A 19,415-nucleotide genomic window follows, 5' to 3' on the forward strand; every position below is an offset into this window, starting at 1 on the left:
TCGTTATTCTACAATCTTTGCATACTCAAAATCACTGCTATGGGCGACCTCGGTGATCTTCACATCGGATGAGGTCTCTATGGACACCTTAGCACCGTATTTGACAGTGAGCTGGGAACCGACACCGCCCGCCATATTGACGGCGTTCTGCAAGTTGCTTTGGTCTCCGATCGCTTTGATCAAATATGGTGTGCTCAGCATGGCGCCATCACAGATCAACGCGCCGTCACCCTGCGCAATGTACGTGGACGTCACCACGCGCACATCGTCAATCGAAATCACTTCGGCACCACTGTTGCGCAATTCTTCAATCAGCGTGAACAGAATCGAGGGATCAATCATTTGCTTGGTTCCCTGCGTGATGCGCACAATGATGCCCTCACCTTGGGCTGGCAGCCTGCCCGACAGGATACCGCTCGCTGCCTCGTTCTCCTCCGCGATTTTCTGGGCTTGCGCTTGTTTGTCGGCCGCGGCTTGCAGCGAACGAAGCTGCGCGCTGAGCTGGTCTTTACGATCTTTGAGACGGTCCACTTGCATGCTGGTTTCCGAAATCAGACGCGTCAGCTCGGTCTCGCTCATCGTTTCGTACGTCATGTCGGTGTTGTTGATTTGAATGACGTATCCGTAGCCCAACATGGCGCACAACAACGCGACAAGCACGCTGGAAGCCAGCCGCGACCGCAACGTGCGTGAGGAGTTTTTCAGTTTGTTTTTGGAGGTTTTATTGACCACAGGGAACGCGCCCGTCTGGGTGGAATCATTCTCCCTGTCTTGCGCGCGTTGTTGGGAAATCTTGCGCAGCAAATCCTTGTGTGTGATTTCTTCAGCAGGATTATTACTGTGCTCGCCACTGTTGGACGATGACGGTTCTGTGGAATGCGTGGCTGTTGGACGTTCTTGACGGGTATTCATTCACGGTCCTTGTCCGGCTTGCCTCAGCCTTTGAAGATGAAGCGTCGGATAGTGGAAACATTGGAGAAGATGCGGATGCCCAATACCACGATGACGGCGGTGGACAACTGCGAGCCCACACCAAGCTGGTTGCCGAGCAAGACCAGCAGCGTGGCGGTGATGACATTGGCGAAAAATGAAATCACAAACACCTTATCGGAAAAGTTGCGTTCAAAATAGGCTCGGGCGGCTCCCAGTAGCGCATCCAATGCGGCGACCACCATAATCGGCAAATATGGCTGAAGCACCACGGGAATGTCAGGGCGCACGAAGACGCCGACGACGATACCGATGATAAGACCTAATACAGCTGCCATTTATTCACTCCTCTGGGCAACCACTATACCGCCAGCCGTGGCTGCATTCAGGCGCATCATCCGCTCTTTGCTGATTTCCGGATGAATGCCGGCTCGATTGTATGAGTCATACAATGCTGCGAGATGTTTGCTGCCCATCCACTCCGCCAGTGCGTCAGCGTTACCGATTGCCTGAATGCGATACGGGCTATGGACGGGATCGGTACCGATCAAAATGGATCCAGCCGCTGTGCGGATGGACGTTTGTGCCCCAAGCCGGTGTCCGTTGATTGCGATGGCTTCGGCTCCCCCTTGCCATAACAGCGACACTAGCTGTTGCAAATCGGTATCGGTAATGACACGGATTTTTGCGGAACCATCGGCCGGTGCGTTGATGCTGGTGCCTTGGGCCGACACCGAATTGGCCAAACTCATTGTAATGCCTGGACCTTCGACGGGCAGCAGGCCCGAAGTCATATCGTCATGTTGCACCATACGTTGGGCGGCGCTGAGTCCGTGCTGCGTGTTTTGTTGGTCGATTTGTGTACGCAACTGTTCAATCTGCTTGTTGAGGTCACGCACTTCATCAGTGTTGGTTTCGAGCTGCGACGCCAAACTTTCACGCACTTCTTTGCGTGGATCGGTGTTGAGTTGGCGCACAAACAGGCATGCGTAAAACCCTACGGCCACGCAGATGACAAACACCACGATGCGTGTGTACCAATAACGCACACCCGATGTTGGGCGTACCCCTAACCGTGCATCACCATACAACGCGTCATAGGGCCTATTGATCAAATCATCAATCAGTTGCATGGAGTCATCATGATGGACTTTTGAACGAGCCGCTGCTTGTGGCTGCCCGGCGAGTTGGTCCGGTGATTGCGCATGATGAGATTCGATGGAACGGTAGGATTTGGAAAACACGGCACGTCGATGTTTGGGACGGTTCGTTCCTTCCACCGCATGCGACGGCGGTAGTTGCTGCGTCATCATCCTTGCCCTTCTATGCTCGACTCCTCTGCTCTACGCGTTATGAGTGGTGCTGTCAGTGCGCCATATACGCCGTGACCCGTGCCATAGTCAGTCGTGATTGTCTTCATGAGGGGCCGCGAGCGTTTCCGCCAGCGTAGACGAGGGTTGGTCGGTACGCAATAACGGCAAGGCTTGTGCCATGTAAATGATGCCTGCCGTCCAATACAGTGCAATACCCCAAATAGCACATGCCACGGCAATCAAATGCAGCAGCTGCGACCAGTACATGGACGCGTCGATTTCAGCGACCATGAGTCCGACAATCGCGAACATCAGTACCGCCGTACCAGCCTTGCCCACGAAATGCACAGGCAACGGACCGTAATCATGTTGGGCCATCACGAGACTCAGCACGCCCAGCATGACGTCGCGTAACACTACGGCGATGAGCATCCACCACGGAATCACTTGATTGATTGCCAATGCCCCCACGCTGAAGAAAATCAGCAACCGGTCAGCAATCGGATCGAGAATCTGGCCGATTTTGCTGACCTGGTTGAAGGTTCTCGCCACGTATCCATCAAGCGCATCCGATGCGGCTGAAGCGGCCAGCACAATCAACGAGGCAATCATGAGATGTTTGGTGATGAGGAACGCAATGACCGGTATGGACAGAATCCTGAACAGACTGATGAGGTTGGGTATGGTGAAAATCACGTCCCGGGCTTCAGGGCTGTACTTGCGAATAAGTTTTGGTGCCATCGTACGTTCCATCATGGTTTCATGGGCTGACACGAGGCCAGCCCATGGGGTCGTCATTATGAGCAGGTGTTGCAGTTACATGCGTGTGGCTTGAATGGCCGTAACGATGATACCGCGAGCACCAATTTCATATAGTTTATCCATAAGATGGTTGACTTCAGCTTTGGGCACCATGACACGCACAGCAGACCACTGCTTCTCGTGCAGCGAGGAAATGGTCGGGCTTTCAAAACCTGGCGTAATACGCACCGCTTCCGCCACTTTGTCGGAAGGGATGTCAAAGTCCATGAGCACATAGCGTTTGGCCGTCAAGACGCCTTGCAGACGTCGGCTCAAGCGCACCAGACGTTCATTGTCTTGATCCAAGCGTGGCGAGCGGATCAGCACAGCCTCGGAATGCACAATTGGGTCACCAAAAATGCGTAGGCCCGCATTGCGCAGCGTCGTGCCCGTGGATACCACATCGGCAATCAGATCGGCCACTCCAAGTTGCACTGAGGATTCCACAGCGCCATCCAAGTGGATTGTTTCCGCCTGCACACCATGGGCTTGCAAATAATCATGGACGAGCTTGTCGAAGGAAGTCGCCACACGCTTGCCTTGCACGTCTTGGAGCGTATGAATGTCGGAATCGTTGGGCGCGGCGAAACGGAACGTGGAAGCGCCGAATCCTAATTCCATATGCTCCTTGGCATCAGTGCCCGAATTGAGCAGCAAGTCGTGTCCAGTGATGCCCACGTCGATTGTTCCTCGACCTACATATACGGCGATGTCGAGCGGACGAAGATAGAAGAGTTCCACATCATTATCGTGGTCTTCCACCACCAGTTGACGCGGATTGGATCGCAAACGGTAGCCTGCTTCTTCAAGCATGGTCCAAGCGGGTTCTGAAAGCATGCCCTTGTTGGGCACGGCGATACGCAGCATGGTTTCCTCCATGGTATGTACTGCTCGATGTGGTCATAGGTGCGAAACAAGCGGCAATCCTGACGATTCCACGAGCTTCAAAAGAGCATGGGCCTCATTGACTGTCAACGGTTGAGTGTCCATGCAAATCGAACGGCCCCGAACACCGGTACAGAGGCGACATCGGGACCGTAAGATTCCAGAGAATTGTGCAATGGCGGACTAGAGGTTCTTATAGATGTCCTCAAGTGTGATGCCACGGTCAATCATCATGACCTGCAGATGGTAAATGAGCTGGCTCATTTCCTCAGCGGTACGTTCAGCGCCTTCGTATTCGGCGGCAATCCAAGTTTCACCCGCTTCTTCCACAATCTTCTTGCCAATGAAGTGGGTACCTTTTTCCAGCTCCTGTACCGTCAACGAATCTTCAGGCTTCGTGGCGGCTTTCTGCTGGAGTTCCTCAAACAGCGATTCAAATGTCTTCATGATTGGTCGCATTCCTTGTAGTTGTTCGATATTCGGCAGTTAGGCATGCCGGTGGCTTGGAGTTCAGTCGCGGTACGCAGCCTGTGCGGCTTCACGGATTTGATCAATGGCCACAGCCGGGTCATCCGCACCATACACAGCGGAACCCGCCACCAAAATATTGGCGCCTGCGGCAGCGACAATCGGAGCTGTGGAAGGGCTCACGCCACCATCAACCTGAATGTTCGTCTTCAAACCGCGACGCGTGATTTCGTCACGCAGACGACGGACCTTGTCCATTTGGTTGCCAAGGAACTTCTGGCCACCGAATCCGGGTTCCACCGTCATAATCAGAATCGTGTCAAACTCTTCAAGAATATCGAAAATAGGTTCTACCGGTTCCGCAGGACGCACCGCGAAACAAGCCTCACAACCCATATCATGCAGCTGACGGGCCAAACGCACAGGAGCATGCGTCGCACCCATATGGAATGTGACCGATTTTGCACCAAGCTTGGCGAATTCCGGAGCCCAACGATCAGGGTCCTCAATCATCAGATGAACATCCGCCGGAACCGGAGTGACCTCGCAAATGCGCTGGACAATGGGCTCACCCATCGTTAGGTTCGGCACGAAATGATGGTCCATGACGTCCACATGAACAAGATCCGCATTGGCAATACGGTTCAAGTCACGCTCAAGGTTGCAGAAATCAGCGGACAGGATACTAGGTGCGATTTGAATAGCAGTCATACAGTGCATTCTATGGATTGTCGCAGACGAAGCGGGTGCAGCCGTCCACTACGCGTGCTGTGATTCTTCCTGCTGGTCGCGTTCCTGCATTGTGATGGATTCAAGCTTGTTGGCCAGAACCTGCGTGGATGTGCCCACTCGCTGAATGATAATGAACGCCACAACGCCAAGAATGAACACGATAATCGAAACCCACACATTGACGCGCAAGCCCAGAATCTGATGCGAAAAATCAATACGCAACATTTCAATCCACGTACGACCCGCCGTATACCACATCACATACAACGCGAACAACGAACCCGCCTTCAACCTGTTGATTGTCTTGTGCCCAATCCAGATGATGAGCGCCGCACCGATAAGATTCCAAATCATCTCATACAAGAATGTGGGATGAAACAACGTGCCGGTAGGACAGGTGGCCCCGTCATAGCATTGTTCACTTGAACCGATGGCCGTACCTTGGTTATTCAATTTCAGGCCCCACGGCAACGTGGTCGGTTTGCCATACAACTCCTGGTTGAACCAGTTGCCCAAACGGCCAATGGCCTGAGCCACCAACAGCCCCGGTGCGATGGCATCAGCCATCAATGCCATCGGATAACGCTTGTGATGACACCAAGCCCAAGCACCCAATGCGCCACAAAGAATGGCTCCCCAGATACCCAACCCCCCGTTCCAAATGCGGAAGATTTCCACGAAATCCCCGTTGGGGCCAAAGAAGCGTTCGGGAGTGGTCACCACATGGTAAAGACGAGCTCCCACAATGCCACATGGCACAGCAACAAGCGTAGTGTCCAGCACTTGGTCAAAAGTGCCGCCATAGCGTTGCCAGCGCACGGTCAACATCCATACGCACACCACGATGCCCAGCAACATCGTCAACGCATAAATATGAATCGTGAACGGCCCAAGCTCAAATTGAGAAATCGTAGGCGAAGGAATATAGGCAAGTGTTGTCATGCTTCACGATGGTAGCGCGAAGGGTTCATCATCAAAAGACGATGAACCCTTCCCTGCATGGCAACCGCATGCCACAACGCTTGAATGCGCATCATCAAGCATGCGGCATGAGCATCATGCGCACACGCGCATGCACCTCATTATTGACGTGCAGTACGCACACCTTCAGCAATGGATGCCGTTGTCTTGGCCAAGTCGGCCAAAGCGGCGCCACGATCTGCTTTGGCATTGCCATTGCCATCAAGCAACGTATGCACGAGCGCGGAACCGACAATGACGCCATCCGCATAGGAACCAACCAGCTGAGCCTGTTCGGCATTGGACACGCCGATGCCAACACACACATGGTCAGCACCGGCTTCACGCGTGCGACGCACCAGCGTCTGTGGACCCACATCAATGGCGTCACGTTCACCCGTCACACCCATGCGTGAAGCCGCATAGACAAAGCCACGCGCATTACGCGACACAATACCCAAACGCTTATCAGTGGAATCCGGAGAGACCATAAACACACGGTCAAGTCCATACCGGTCGGAAACCTCAATCCACTCTCCCGCCTCATCCGGAATCAGATCGGGCGTGATCAGGCCGGCGCCACCAGCATTGGCGAAATCTCGCGCAAACGCATCAACGCCATAATGGAAAATCAGATTCCAATAGCTCATGATCAACGGCACGCCACCAGCGGCAGCCACCGCTTCCACAGCTTGGAATACGTTGGCAATGCGCTCACCGTTCTCAATGGCAATCTGGCTGGCCCGCTGGATAACGGGGCCATCCATAACGGGATCGGAGTATGGCAGACCGATTTCCACGATGTCGCAGCCATTTTCGACAAGGGTGCGTACCGCATCCACGCTTGTGGCAGTGTCAGGGAAACCGAACGGCAAATAGCCAATGAATGCCGGACGATTATGCTGTGTCTTCAACTCATCGATGCGCGCTGCAGTAGGGCTTGGCTGGTGCTTGATGCCAAGCGGCTGGCCGGAGGGTGTTGCGGCAGTGCTCTGGTCATGTTGTGTCATAGTAGTGTCCTCATAGTCTTCATACGATTCTTGGATATGCTCATTGCCAAGGCTCAGGCAGTGTGTGAACCTGGCGTACCGTTGCCTTCGAGAGCGGCTTCCTGCTCATCGGTCAAATATCCGAACCATTTGGCAGCCGTGTTCATGTCTTTGTCACCACGGCCGGAAATGTTCACAATCATGACCGGATGCTCATAGCCTTTGGCTTTCAGATCGGCGGCCGCTTTATAGGCGCCGGCAATGGCATGCGACGATTCGATTGCGGGAATGATGCCCTCGGTCTCGGACAGGTCCTTGAACGCGTTCATCGCTTCTTCATCAGTCGCCCATGAATAATTGACACGGCCGATATCCTTGAGCCACGAGTGCTCAGGACCAACGGAGGCGTAATCAAGACCGGCGGAAATCGAGTAGGTGTCGAGCGTCTGGCCTTCATCATTGACCAGCACATAGCTCTTCGTGCCCTGGAACATGCCTAATTCACCGGTACCTGGGGCGAAGCGGATGGCATGACGGCCGGATTCGGGTCCATCGCCACCGGCCTCGTAACCATAGAGGTTCACGCGCTCATCATCAAGGAATGCATTCATCACGCCAATGGCGTTCGATCCGCCACCCACGCATGCGACGACGGCATCAGGATGGTCAATGCCATACCATTCCTGCAGTTGTTCCTTGGCTTCCTCACCGATGATTTTCTGGAAATCACGCACCATCGAGGGGAACGGATGCGGACCGGCGACAGTGCCCAGCAGATAATGTGTGTCTTTCACATTGGTCACCCAATCGCGCAGCGCTTCGTTGATGGCATCCTTGAGGATACGGTCGCCTGCCGTGACTTCCACGACTTCTGCGCCGAGCATGCGCATGCGTGCCACATTGAGCGCCTGACGGCGTGCATCAATCTGACCCATGTAGATGCGGCACTTGAGTCCCATCATCGCGCACACCGTAGCGGTGGCCACACCATGCTGGCCGGCACCCGTTTCCGCAATCACACGCGTCTTGCCCATACGCTTGACCAACAGCGCCTGTCCCAACGCATTATTGATTTTGTGGGCGCCTGTATGGTTCAAGTCTTCGCGCTTGAGGGACACACGCGGCTCAATGCCGGTGCGTTCGGCAATGCGCTGTGCAAAGCGTGGTGCTTCGGTCAGCGGGGAACGACGGCCCACATACTGTTCATTAAGACGCTTGAGTTCAGCTTGGAACTCCGGATCCTTTTTGGCCTCGTCATAGACCTGTTCCAGTTCATCAATGGCCGTAATCAGCGCCTCTGGCACAAAGCGGCCACCAAATTCACCAAAATACGGGCCTTCATGGGTGCCCAGCGGGGTCTGTTCCGAAGACTTCACTTGTTCTCCTGCCTTGATCAGTCGGTGTACGGCCAGCACATGGTCATGCGCGGTTGCCACACCTTCGCCAACGAGCACGGCATCCGCGCCGGCTCGTGCATAATTCTTCAATTCCGTAGGACCGAATACACCGGATTCGGCAACCTTGATGACCTCATCGGGAAGGTTGTCAGCCAAATCGGCATACACGTTGATATCTACGTAGAGGTTCTTCAAATTGCGCGCATTGATACCGATGACCTGGGCGCCGGCAGCGATAGCGCGATCAATCTCTTCGCGCGTATGGGTTTCCACCAAAGCCGTCATGCCGAGCTCATGCGTCAAATCCAGCAGATGCTTGAGCTGGGCATCGTCAAGCGCAGCGACAATCAGCAACACCAGGTCGGCGCCATGGGCGCGCGCTTCCCAAATCTGATAGTCGGTCACAATGAAATCCTTGCGCAGCACAGGGATTGATACGGCTGCACGTACGGCGTCCAAATCGTCAAGAGATCCCAGGAAACGCCGTCCCTCAGTGAGTACCGAAATCGCACTGGCGCCTCCGCGCTCATATTCGCGCGCCAATGCGGCAGGATCAGGAATGTCTGCCAAATGTCCCTTGGACGGGGAGGCACGTTTGATCTCGGCAATCACAGGAACACTTCCCGCGTCCCTAAGCCATCGCTTGGCATCCAGCGGGGCTGGGGCTGCAGCCGCCATTTCCTGAAGTTGCGCCAATGATGTCTGTTGTTCACGAGCTTGCTGGTCTTCCAGTGCACCCGCAACGAGATCATCCAAGACAGACAATGCTCCTCCTTCGCCAGGGTCGTCAGACAGCTCTTCCGCGCGGGCATTCTTCATAAATTGCGCGCCGTTGGTGGAGCTGATTGCAGTCACAACGCTTCAGGGCACCAGATCATACGATTGTGATGCCGGTAACGCTGGACAGTACCCGACAGACTACAACAACCCCCGAGGAATTGGTTGGTATGACCGCAATTTGGCACAGATTCCCAACAAATCAACGTGTATCGCTTGCGCTCACTGGGTATGGTCAGGCAATAGGCAGGAACGCGCCCGCTCGATGCGCAGGCTACGGCCATGTGGGTCATGAATAATACAAGTACAAGGAAAAACGCACCAGCACAAACTGAGCAGGACAACGGATCTTCCCAAAAGAAAGGACCCAACATGGGTTTGAGCAGCACATTCGAAGCACTGAAGAACACGGTCGGCGCCAAAGTCGAAGAAATGAAAACCAACATGGAACTCAACAAAGCGGCACATGCCGACGAAAAACGGCATGACTTGCAAGACCAGGCGCAAGAGCTGCGCGAACAGACAGCGGAGCATCTGCAGGAAGCGCGAGAGGCCGTACAGCGCAAGCTGGAGAAGGAACGCACTGCACGCGAGCAGAAAGCGCAAGCTGAAGCGGACCGCCAGAACTAATCCGACGAGGATGCACAAGCCAAGCATCCTGACGAGCTGATCGCTTAACACCAACCATACATATACGTGGGCCGGACTTTGGATAAATCAATCCAAAGCCCGGCTTACGTATACCGCGTCACTAGGTCACAGATTGCGCAGTTGCGCGGCGATCTTGATGGCCTCGACGCTTGCCGCGGCCTTGTTGCGTGACTCCATCCATTCCGTAGCCGGCACGGAATCCAATACGAGACCGGCGCCTGACTGCACACTGGCTTCATGGTCGCGAATGAACGCCGTACGAATCGCAATGGCCATATCCATGTTGCCTGAGAAATCGAAATAGCCGACCGTACCGCCGTAAATGCCACGGTCCGCAGGTTCAAGCTCATCAATGATCTCAATGGCACGCGGTTTAGGCGCACCGGAAAGCGTGCCAGCGGGGAACGCGGACGTGAACACGTCAAGCGTGCTCAAATCAGGGTCAATCGTGCCCGTCACCGTGGAGCAGATATGCATGATATGGCTGAACCGCTTGATGTCCATGAACCGCACCACTTCCACCGTTTCCGGCAAGCACACGCGGCTTAAGTCGTTGCGCGACAAATCGACAAGCATGACATGCTCGCTCGTTTCCTTGGGATCTGCAAGCAATTCGGACGCCAAAGCTTCGTCTTCTTCCACAGTCGCGCCGCGCGGACGCGAGCCTGCAATCGGGAACGTCATGGCATGTCCATCATCCACGCGGATCAACGTTTCCGGACTTGACCCGATCACGTTGAAATCACGCCCCTGCACGTCAGTCAACGTCATGAAATACATGTACGGACTGGGATTGAGCGTGCGCAGCACACGGTAGACATCAAACGGCTGGGCTGGCGAATCAATGTCAAGACGCTGGGACAGCACAATCTGGAACGCGTCGCCGTCAATGATATGCTGACGGACCTGTTCAACGGCCTCCTCAAAGTCAGCTCGCGCCGTACGGAACCGAAGTTCAGGTTGCGCAGCTTGCGGGTCGAGCACACTGACCTTGGCCTCCCCCGGCACAACGGTGGCTACTTGCCGCTGCATCGCGTCCAACCGATCGAGCGCATGATGGAACGCTTCATCCTCACGCGTGTCCTGATTGTCGACATTCACAGCATTGGCAATCAACCATACGGAACCATCCACATGATCCACCACAGCCATATCGGTCGCCAGCGCCAAGGTCAGCTCCCCTTGCTGGGTCTCATCGGGAGCTGAACCGGACAACGTGGGTTCCCAATGGCGAATCGCATCCCATCCCACGGAACCGACCAAGCCGCCGGTCAAATTCGGCAGTCCCTTGATGTCGGGCGCTTTAAGCTCGTTGAGCACCGCGCGCACTACGTCAATCACATCACCCGATTGTGGGATTCCTTGCGGAACCGTGCCAAGCCAATCCGCCTGGCCGTTGTTCGAACGCAACTGGGCCATGGAATCGACACCGATGAAGCTGTAGCGGCTCCATGTGCCGCCATATTCGGCCGATTCCAAGATGAATGTACCGGGCCGGCCGGCGGCAAGACGCTCGTAGAATCCTACGGGTGTCAACGAATCAGCCAGCAGTCGACGAACCACGGGGATGATGCGGTAGCCTTGGGCCGCGAGCTCATGGAACTGGTCACGGCTGGGCCACGTCTGTCCCCACATCAAACCGGTCACATCACACCATGACGTGTCGTGATTGTGCGTGAGCTGCTGCTTGGACATGCCATCCGTCGCCTGTGTCATTCTTATTCACCCGTCTTCATTCATCATTGTTGTCATGCATACTGTTGCACCCAGATTGTTGCTCCTGGGTTTTGCTTATTCTTGAGGGCGTTCACCAACCACCACAGGCAGCTGACCGCCTTCGTCGAAGCACGAATGCTTACCCGTGTGGCAAGCCGCCCCGACCTGGTCGACCTGAACGAGCAGTGCGTCACCGTCGCAGTCGAGCGCCACCGACTTGACAAATTGCACATGGCCCGAAGTGTCGCCTTTGCGCCAGTATTCCTGGCGTGAACGTGACCAGAAGGTCACGCGGCCTGTGGTCAACGTACGACGCAACGCCTCATCGTCCATATAGCCGACCATCAGCACTTCTTGCGTGTCCCATTGCTGCACCACAGCGGCGACCAGACCGGCCTGGTCACGTTTGAGCCGGCTGGCAATCTGCGGATCCAATGTGATGGTGTTATCGAATGATGTCATGAGTGATATACCGTTTCTTTTATTGATGAAGCCATGAATACAGGTGGCACGCTTGGCTTTGCGCATCTCACCAATCAACGCACTTCGTATCCGGCGTCCTTGATGGCTTGCTTGACTTCACCGATGGTGACTTTGCCGTAATGGAAAATTGATGCGGCCAGCACCGCATCGGCGCCGGCAGCGATGGCTGGCGGGAAGTCGGCGGCTTTGCCCGCACCGCCTGAAGCGATGATCGGAATGCTGACTTCACGACGCACTTCACGAATCATTTCCAAATCGAAACCTTCTTGTGTGCCATCAGCGTCCATCGAGTTGAGCAGAATCTCGCCGGCACCCAATTCTTGGGCTCGCTTGACCCACCAAATGGCATCAATGCCGGTGGATTTGCGGCCACCCATCGTGGTGACTTCAAAACCTGATTGCGTGTGCCGTTCCCCTTGCTCACGGCGGGCATCCACCGAAAGCACGAGCACCTGGTTGCCAAACCGTTCGGCGACACGTGAAATCAATGTTGGATCGTTGATGGCCGCTGTGTTGACACCAACTTTGTCGGCACCGCAACGCAACAAGGAATCCACGTCTTCCGGACTACGAACGCCACCACCCACGGTCAACGGGATGAAAATCTGCTCGGCGGTACGCGTGACCACATCAATCATTGTCTGGCGATGTGAGCTTGATGCCGTCACGTCAAGGAAGGTGAGCTCATCGGCGCCTTGCCGATAGTACTCGGCGGCAAGTTCTACAGGATCTCCGGCGTCCTTGAGGTTTTCAAAATGCACGCCCTTCACCACGCGTCCCGCATCGACATCCAGACAGGGAATGACTCGTATGGCCAATGACATGCTTACTCCAGTCGTTGATATGGTTGCCTCATAGTATTGCAGTTCAGACTACCGGCTCATGGTACCAACAGTTCACAACTGCTCACAGTACAAACGTTTCATCGCGCTGCGCACATAAGTCATGGGGCATCATCTGACATCAATGCTCAACTGTTCTGTCGGCTCAAACCGTTGGAATACCGCAGATGCAACCACAGGTTGCGCGCACGTTGCGGTTGCATTATCTCAAGCAACCCAAAGTTGGTAGACAAGCTTCACGTTGTGCTGGCACAGTGGTCGCTATGCCGCCGCATCACCAGGATGTGAACGGCGAGAGTGGAGAGGAAATCATGACTTTCAGTGACAATCTGGTGTCATTGCGCGCTAACCGCCATATGACCCAAGAGCAGTTGGCGATGCTTGTTGGCGTATCTCGGCAAGCCATCAGCAAATGGGAAAGCGGCAAAGCGTATCCCGAGATGGATAAGCTGCTAATCATTTGCGATTTGTTTACCGTCAGCCTCGATGACTTGGTATTGGGTGATGTCACCCAGCCCGCACCCCCTGCAGTACGACCAACATCGCAAGACACGGTTCTCATGCACGACGGTCACGATGGCTACAATGGTCCAGTATCCATGGCTGCCTCATTGCCTAGCCAACCCGTCATGCCGAATGTGGCGCAGGATATGACTGGGTACGACAGCCATATGCGGCAATTCGCCGCCAAAATCTCACTGGGCGTGGGGGCCATCATCCTGGGTGTAGGTCTGGCACAATTCTTCGATCCGGCAAACTCCGTGTTGGGCAGTTCACCAGCCAATGACGCGCTGTTGTTCATTGTGTTGGCCATTGGAGTGCTCATCGGTTTGGCATTGCTGATTCCAGCGGGACTGAGTCATGACCAATTCATGAAACGTCACCCGTATATTGAGGATTTTTACACCGAGCAGGACCACAACCATGCGGCCAATCTTCTTGCCATAGGAGTGATCAGTGGTATTGCAGCGATATTCATGGGTGTGGTGGTTATGGTGTTTGCCGACGAAGCATTGCATGTTGATGATGGTTGGCCCGCTGCCATCATGTTGATCCTGATTGGCATCGGCGTGACGAGCATTGTGTATGCCGGCATCATGTATGCACGCATCAACGTGGATGCATACAACAATCATGCGGAAGAGGATGAACAAGGGCAGCATGGGCATAACACAGATCAAGACAGTCTCACGGGTGCGGTGTGCGGCATTATCATGCTGATTGCCACCTGCTTTGGACTGCTATGGCTGTTTGGCATTATCTCGCCAAACGATTCCAGCATGTTCTGGATTTGCTGGCCTATTGGAGGCATACTATGCGGTATTGCCAGCCTGGTCATCAATATTGTCAAGCGGCAATAACCCATCAATAGCACAGGCCCGGAGGAATTGGAAATGCCAGTCGGCATTGTTCCACTCCTCCGGGCCTGTATATGTGTAGAGGTGTACTTATGTCAGGACTGTTGATTCTTGACTTTGGCGGCAAGCTGGCCGCAGGCACCGTCAATGTCTTGGCCACGCGTGTCGCGCATCGTAGCCGTGATGCCCGCACGATGCAGAATGTCGAGGAACTGCTGTTCATCCTCAGGTTTGGAGGCGGTCCATTTGGACCCTTCGATCGGGTTGAGCGGAATGGGATTCACATGCGCCCAATTGTCACCGTAATGGTTGAGTCGTTTAGCCAACAGTCGCGCATGCTCAGCTTGGTCATTAATACCACGCATCAGCGCGTACTCAATGCTGACACGGCGATTGGATGCCAAGTAATAATCATGAGCCGCATCCAACACCTGCTTGGTATTGAAGCGCTTGTTCATCGGTACGAGTTTGTCGCGCAGCTCATCGCTAGGCGCATGCAAAGATACTGCCAGTCGCACCGGAAGACCCTCTTGGGCCAGTTTGCGGATGCCTGGCACCACACCGACTGTGGAGACGGTGATGTTGCGTGCGGAAATGCCAAACCCATCAGGTGGCATCGCGCTGATCTGGCGCACTGCGGACATTACGGATTTGTAATTGCCCATAGGCTCACCCATGCCCATGAAGACGATATTGCTTAAGCGTCCTGGTCCTCCAGCTACTTCACCTTCGCGCATCATGCGTGCCGCTACGCGTACCTGTTCGAGAATCTCGCCTGTAGACATGTTGCGTGTCAATCCCAGTTGTCCTGTGGCGCAGAACGGGCACCCCATGCCACATCCCACTTGGCTGGAAATGCAGAGTGTGGCACGATTCGGGTAGCGCATGAGCACCGATTCGATACGCGATCCGTCAAACAAATCCCATAGCGTTTTAATGGTCTGTCCGTCATCGGCGACTTGGCGCATGACCTCGGTGATCAATTGTGGGAAGAACGTTTGTGCGGCTTGCCCACGATGAGCCGCAGGAAAATCAGTGAAGTCAGCCGCATTGACATCGAAATGGTCATAATAATGTTTGGCCAGCTGGTTGACACGGAACTTCGGCAGTCCCAACTCTTTGGCCTTGGCAATACGCTCCTCATTGGTCAAATCGGCAAAATGCAGCGGCGGCTTGCCACGGCGTGCATGGTCCTTGGCGAGCACATCGCGAAACGGCCCACTAGTGCCTCCTGGTGTGATACCGGTTTCAGGAGCGTCAGCGGATGCATCATGGGCTGTGCTTGCGGAGCTTGTGGATCGAAAAGCCGAGGTTGTGCTCATGGTTGGTGCTCTTCCTAGGGAAACGGGATGCGGAAATCAAAAAATCAGTAAGTCAACGACACGGCGAGCCACTGTCACAGGCCGGTGGCCCACAACAGCAGGCAGATGAACGGCGCTGCCAGCAGGATCGAGTCGACGCGGTCAAGAACGCCGCCATGGCCCTTGAGCAAGTGGCCCATATCTTTGATGCCCAAATCACGTTTGAGCATGGACGCGCACAAATCACCGAACGTGCCTGCGATACCGATAATGAAGCCGGCGATAATCGGCACCCACCAGCGTGTGGCCCAGATAGCGGCATCATAGGTGCAGGCGAACACGGCATAGGAACCGGCCATCGCGAACAGAATTGAACCGGCCAAACCTTCCCAACTCTTTTTCGGGGAGATACGCGGACTGAGCTTGTGTTTGCCGAGCCAAGCGCCGGCAAACAGGCCACCTGTATCGCTCAATGCAGGCATGAACACGATCAGAATCGCATGGGATACGGGATGGCCGTTGAACGTCAACGGCATGATGATGCACGAAGCGAGCAACGGAATATAGAGCACGGTGAACATGGACACCGCCACATTGTCAATCGCACTACGTTGCGGCATGTCAACAGCCATGCTGCCGTCGGCCAGCACCTTGCCGCGCACCGCAGTGTCGGTGCGGCCTGTCAGCGTCAGATTGAGCGTGGCCATGACGGCCACCACAACCAGCGACGCGATGACGCACAGGCCCATCGTGACCACATGGTCTTGCGCATAAAATACGGAAGCCAATGTGGCAATCGAGCACAGCGCCAACGTAACAAACGGGATGCGGAACCCGGCCACGGCAAAATCGACACGCAGTTCCCACAATGCCAGCACCATGAAAATATCAACAAGTACGGCGAACAGCTGCACGTTGATGAGCAGACAGGCAAGGATGACCGCGACGAGCAATACGGCCGTTACAATGGCTTGCGGCATGTTACGGCCTGTCTTTTTGTTGATGGCATCGAGCCGTTGCTCAGCTTCGGTGGCATGAGGATCATGAGATTGTGTCATCGCAGTATTCCTTTGTGTTCAATCGACAGGCACCATGGGGGTGTGGAGCCAATCGTTACACCAGCATGGTGAAGGCTCCGGCGTAACGAACCGGAGCCTTCACCGATATTTGAAGGTCTCAGACCTCCATGATTTCCTTCTGCTTGGCTTCAAGCAACGTGTCAAGTTCATCGGTGACCTGTTTGGTCAGCTTATCGAGTTCCTTGAGCAAACGATCGCCTTCATCCTCGCCCATTTCGCCATCCTTGACAGCCTTGTCAATGGCTTCCTTGGCCTTGCGGCGAATGTTGCGCACAGCAACCTTGCCGTCTTCGGCCTTGGTCTTGGCGAGCTTAACATATTCCTTACGGCGTTCCCCAGTCAGTTCCGGCATCGTCAAGCGGATGACGTTGCCATCGCGACGCGGGGATGCACCCAGATCGGAATCACGCAGCGCCTTCTCCACAGCGTTGGTCTGGGAAGCATCAAACGGGGTAATCGACAGCGTGCGCGGTTCGGGCACACCGATTGTCGCCACAGCCTTCAGCGGCGTGGGAGCCCCATAATAGTCAACGACAATGCCGTTGAGCAGTGCCGGGTTGGCGCGGCCTGTACGAATTCCTGAGAAGTTTTCCTTCGTGGATTCGACAGTCTTGGCCATCTGATCCTTGGCTTGGTCTACGAGAGTTGCCATGTTTGCTCCTTCGATGGATTACTATTGGCACGATTGTAACGATGGGTGTTGGGCGTCGCGAAATCCGCAACGCGTGTTGTCGCATGAACCGTCAGGAGTTAACTTCCAGCTGTGCCATGTGGAAGTCCACTCGAATCAGTTGATATTCAGGCGAGCGTTGAATCCCCGTTGGATACCAGTGTACCGATGCCTTGGCCGAGCAACGCTTTGGTCACATTGCCGGCGGTTTCCAAGCCGAACACGCGAATCGTCTGGTCGTTGTCGCGGGCCATCGCCATGGCGGAGGCATCCATGACCGCGAGATTGTCAACGAGCGCGCGCTTGTAGCTCAATGTGGCGAAACGCTGAGCGTCAGCTTCCTTGCGCGGGTCAGCCGTATAGACACCGTCCACGCCATTCTTGCCCATCAACACTTCGTCACAATGGATTTCCAACGAGCGTTGGATCGACACGGTATCGGTGGAGAAGTATGGCATGCCGGCGCCAGCGCCGAAAATGACCACACGGCCCTTTTCCAGATGGCGGATGGCTTTCAACGGAATGTATGGTTCGGCAACTTGCCCCATCGTGATTGCAGTCTGCACACGCGTGGCTTGGCCTTCCTGCTCGAGGAAATCCTGCAACGCCAAGCAATTCATCACAGTCCCCAACATGCCCATGTAGTCGCCACGCGAACGGTCGATACCGGCCTGTTGCAGTTCGGCTCCACGGAAGAAATTGCCACCACCGGTCACAATGGCGACTTGTACGCCCTGCTGCACTGCAGGAACAATTTCTTCGGCAATCCGACGGACCACATTCGTGTCGATGCCCACACGTCCGCCGCCGAACGCTTCCCCCGAAAGCTTGAGTAGTACGCGACGTGGTTTGCTGATTGCATTCTCTGCCATGCAATACCTTTCTGGTCACAAATCTTGGGATTTGTCGTTAATCGAGCTCTAGAGTAGTGGGCATCGCAGACAGGTAAGCAACTATGGAAAAGGCAGAGCCGTGGTTCCCGCTAGGAAACCACGGCTCTGTTGCAATGGGTTGCATCACCACTGGGGTGACGCGTCAGCATCACTCGTCGGAAGCGGCCTCTTCAGCCTTGCCGACCTCGAGGCGCACGAAAGCCAGAGCATGGCCATCCACCTCGCGGAACAGGTCGCCAACCGTCTTCGACGGATCCTTGACGTAAGCCTGCTCGAGCAGCACGTTCTCCTTATAGAAGGCGTTGAGGCGGCCTTCAACAATCTTGGGGACAATCTGCTCCGGCTTGCCTTCAGCCAGGGACTTCTCCGTGGCGACACGACGCTCGGATTCCACGACATCAGCCGGGACATCCTCGCGGGTCAGCCAACGGGCGCCCATGGCGGAAATCTGCAGAGCTGCCTCATGGGCAACGTCAGCGCCCTTCTCATCGGTGGCGATCATGGCCACGATGCTTGGCGGCATTTCAGCGGACTTCTTGTGTGCGTAGATCTCGACGTGCGGACCCTGGATGCGGGCGAACTGGCCGAGCTTGACGTGCTCGCCAAAGAGAGCAGCGGCCTCTTCAACAGCCGTCTTCACGGTTTCGTTGTCACCTGCGGGGGCTTCGAGCACCTCGTCGACCGTGGCGGCTTCAGCTTCAATGCCATCAGCCAGCACCTTATCGGCAAAGTCCACGAACTTCGGGGTCTTGGCCACGAAGTCGGTCTCGGAGTTCACTTCGAGGGCGTAGCCGAACTGCTCGCCATCCTCACCGATAACGGTGGAAGCGATAACGCCTTCCTGGGCCTTGCGGCCTTCGCGCTTGCCTGCGGCCTGGATGCCCTTGGCACGGATGATTTCCTTGGCGCGTGCGACGTCGCCTTCAGCTTCTTCCAAAGCCTTCTTGACATCCATCATGCCGGCGCCGGTCTCTTCGCGCACCTGCTTGATCAGAGCTGCGGTAATAGCCATGTAATGCTCCTCAATAAAAAATGAATAATGTTGGATTCAGTCATCCATTGCTGGCACCGATTCCAACCGGACTGCACTGGTTGGTATTCCCGTCATGCGGTTTTCCCGTCATGCAGTCCGGTCGGATAATCCGATTGAATCGGGGTTCGGTGGCTCAG

The 19,415-nt window shown here is 55.2% G+C and carries 20 protein-coding genes; 2 read left to right on the plus strand and 18 right to left on the minus strand.

All coding sequences use genetic code 11. The features are described from left to right. Positions 1-3: 3 nt before the first annotated feature. From BGLCM_RS05425 to BGLCM_RS05470, 10 genes are all read right to left on the minus strand, one after another. Positions 4-912, minus strand: coding sequence for a DUF881 domain-containing protein (locus BGLCM_RS05425; protein ID WP_081450374.1), 909 nt, complete (start codon positions 910-912; stop codon positions 4-6). A 23-nt stretch (positions 913-935) separates the two neighbouring features. After that, the gene (locus BGLCM_RS05430; RefSeq protein ID WP_006294637.1) at positions 936-1,268 is read right to left on the minus strand and encodes a small basic family protein; all 333 of its coding nucleotides are present in this window, start codon (positions 1,266-1,268) and stop codon (positions 936-938) included. Beyond that, positions 1,269-2,063 (minus strand): DUF881 domain-containing protein, encoded by a 795-nt coding sequence (locus tag BGLCM_RS05435; RefSeq protein WP_006294638.1) that lies wholly within the window; start codon positions 2,061-2,063, stop codon positions 1,269-1,271. Between the two features lie 267 nt (positions 2,064-2,330). Further along, positions 2,331-2,984 carry a CDP-alcohol phosphatidyltransferase family protein gene (locus tag BGLCM_RS05440; RefSeq protein WP_044085103.1) on the minus strand — a complete coding sequence of 218 codons (654 nt, stop codon included), beginning with the start codon at positions 2,982-2,984 and terminating at the stop codon, positions 2,331-2,333. A gap of 75 nt (positions 2,985-3,059) precedes the next feature. Continuing rightward, on the minus strand, positions 3,060-3,911 hold the full coding sequence (gene hisG / locus BGLCM_RS05445) for an ATP phosphoribosyltransferase (protein WP_044085021.1): 852 nt from the start codon (positions 3,909-3,911) through the stop codon (positions 3,060-3,062). 201 nt (positions 3,912-4,112) lie between these two features. Beyond that, positions 4,113-4,376, minus strand: coding sequence for a phosphoribosyl-ATP diphosphatase (locus tag BGLCM_RS05450; RefSeq protein WP_006294641.1), 264 nt, complete (start codon positions 4,374-4,376; stop codon positions 4,113-4,115). 63 nt (positions 4,377-4,439) lie between these two features. Next, positions 4,440-5,117 (minus strand): ribulose-phosphate 3-epimerase, encoded by a 678-nt coding sequence (gene rpe, locus BGLCM_RS05455; protein WP_044085022.1) that lies wholly within the window; start codon positions 5,115-5,117, stop codon positions 4,440-4,442. 39 nt (positions 5,118-5,156) lie between these two features. Further along, the gene (gene lgt / locus BGLCM_RS05460; RefSeq protein WP_006294643.1) at positions 5,157-6,071 is read right to left on the minus strand and encodes a prolipoprotein diacylglyceryl transferase; all 915 of its coding nucleotides are present in this window, start codon (positions 6,069-6,071) and stop codon (positions 5,157-5,159) included. 140 nt (positions 6,072-6,211) lie between these two features. Next, positions 6,212-7,099: a tryptophan synthase subunit alpha gene (trpA, locus tag BGLCM_RS05465; protein ID WP_006294644.1), complete on the minus strand. Its 888-nt coding sequence runs from the start codon at positions 7,097-7,099 to the stop codon at positions 6,212-6,214. Between the two features lie 53 nt (positions 7,100-7,152). Further along, positions 7,153-9,240 carry a bifunctional indole-3-glycerol phosphate synthase/tryptophan synthase subunit beta gene (locus BGLCM_RS05470; RefSeq protein WP_044085104.1) on the minus strand — a complete coding sequence of 696 codons (2,088 nt, stop codon included), beginning with the start codon at positions 9,238-9,240 and terminating at the stop codon, positions 7,153-7,155. Positions 9,241-9,624: 384 nt separating this feature from the next. Between BGLCM_RS05470 and BGLCM_RS05475 the strand changes: the two genes are divergently transcribed. Next, a complete protein-coding gene (locus tag BGLCM_RS05475) occupies positions 9,625-9,882 on the plus strand; it encodes a hypothetical protein (protein WP_044085024.1) in 258 nt (85 codons plus the stop codon). Positions 9,883-10,008: 126 nt separating this feature from the next. Here BGLCM_RS05475 and BGLCM_RS05480 read toward each other — a convergent pair whose 3' ends face one another. The 3 genes from BGLCM_RS05480 to hisF form a co-directional block, all read right to left on the minus strand. Next, complete coding sequence (locus tag BGLCM_RS05480) at positions 10,009-11,598, minus strand: chorismate-binding protein (RefSeq protein ID WP_044085105.1); 1,590 nt, start codon at positions 11,596-11,598, stop codon at positions 10,009-10,011. A 96-nt stretch (positions 11,599-11,694) separates the two neighbouring features. Continuing rightward, complete coding sequence (gene hisI / locus BGLCM_RS05485; RefSeq protein ID WP_044085026.1) at positions 11,695-12,081, minus strand: phosphoribosyl-AMP cyclohydrolase; 387 nt, start codon at positions 12,079-12,081, stop codon at positions 11,695-11,697. A gap of 74 nt (positions 12,082-12,155) precedes the next feature. Further along, entirely contained in the window at positions 12,156-12,926 is a 771-nt protein-coding gene (gene hisF, locus BGLCM_RS05490) for an imidazole glycerol phosphate synthase subunit HisF (RefSeq protein ID WP_006294650.1), read from the minus strand. 329 nt (positions 12,927-13,255) lie between these two features. Between hisF and BGLCM_RS05495 the strand changes: the two genes are divergently transcribed. Continuing rightward, positions 13,256-14,305 carry a helix-turn-helix transcriptional regulator gene (locus BGLCM_RS05495; RefSeq protein ID WP_044085106.1) on the plus strand — a complete coding sequence of 350 codons (1,050 nt, stop codon included), beginning with the start codon at positions 13,256-13,258 and terminating at the stop codon, positions 14,303-14,305. A gap of 92 nt (positions 14,306-14,397) precedes the next feature. Here BGLCM_RS05495 and rlmN read toward each other — a convergent pair whose 3' ends face one another. From rlmN to tsf, 5 genes are all read right to left on the minus strand, one after another. Further along, entirely contained in the window at positions 14,398-15,624 is a 1,227-nt protein-coding gene (gene rlmN, locus BGLCM_RS05500; protein WP_081450375.1) for a dual-specificity RNA methyltransferase RlmN, read from the minus strand. Positions 15,625-15,698: 74 nt separating this feature from the next. Continuing rightward, the gene (locus tag BGLCM_RS05505; protein WP_006294653.1) at positions 15,699-16,661 is read right to left on the minus strand and encodes a phosphatidate cytidylyltransferase; all 963 of its coding nucleotides are present in this window, start codon (positions 16,659-16,661) and stop codon (positions 15,699-15,701) included. A 118-nt stretch (positions 16,662-16,779) separates the two neighbouring features. Beyond that, the gene (gene frr, locus BGLCM_RS05510) at positions 16,780-17,334 is read right to left on the minus strand and encodes a ribosome recycling factor (RefSeq protein ID WP_006294654.1); all 555 of its coding nucleotides are present in this window, start codon (positions 17,332-17,334) and stop codon (positions 16,780-16,782) included. 146 nt (positions 17,335-17,480) lie between these two features. Continuing rightward, positions 17,481-18,224 (minus strand): UMP kinase, encoded by a 744-nt coding sequence (pyrH, locus tag BGLCM_RS05515; RefSeq protein WP_006294656.1) that lies wholly within the window; start codon positions 18,222-18,224, stop codon positions 17,481-17,483. Between the two features lie 169 nt (positions 18,225-18,393). Further along, the gene (gene tsf, locus BGLCM_RS05520) at positions 18,394-19,257 is read right to left on the minus strand and encodes a translation elongation factor Ts (protein ID WP_006294657.1); all 864 of its coding nucleotides are present in this window, start codon (positions 19,255-19,257) and stop codon (positions 18,394-18,396) included. Positions 19,258-19,415: the final 158 nt, after the last annotated feature.

It is taken from the genome of Bifidobacterium gallicum DSM 20093 = LMG 11596 (genome assembly GCF_000741205.1).
Classification (GTDB): domain Bacteria; phylum Actinomycetota; class Actinomycetes; order Actinomycetales; family Bifidobacteriaceae; genus Bifidobacterium; species Bifidobacterium gallicum.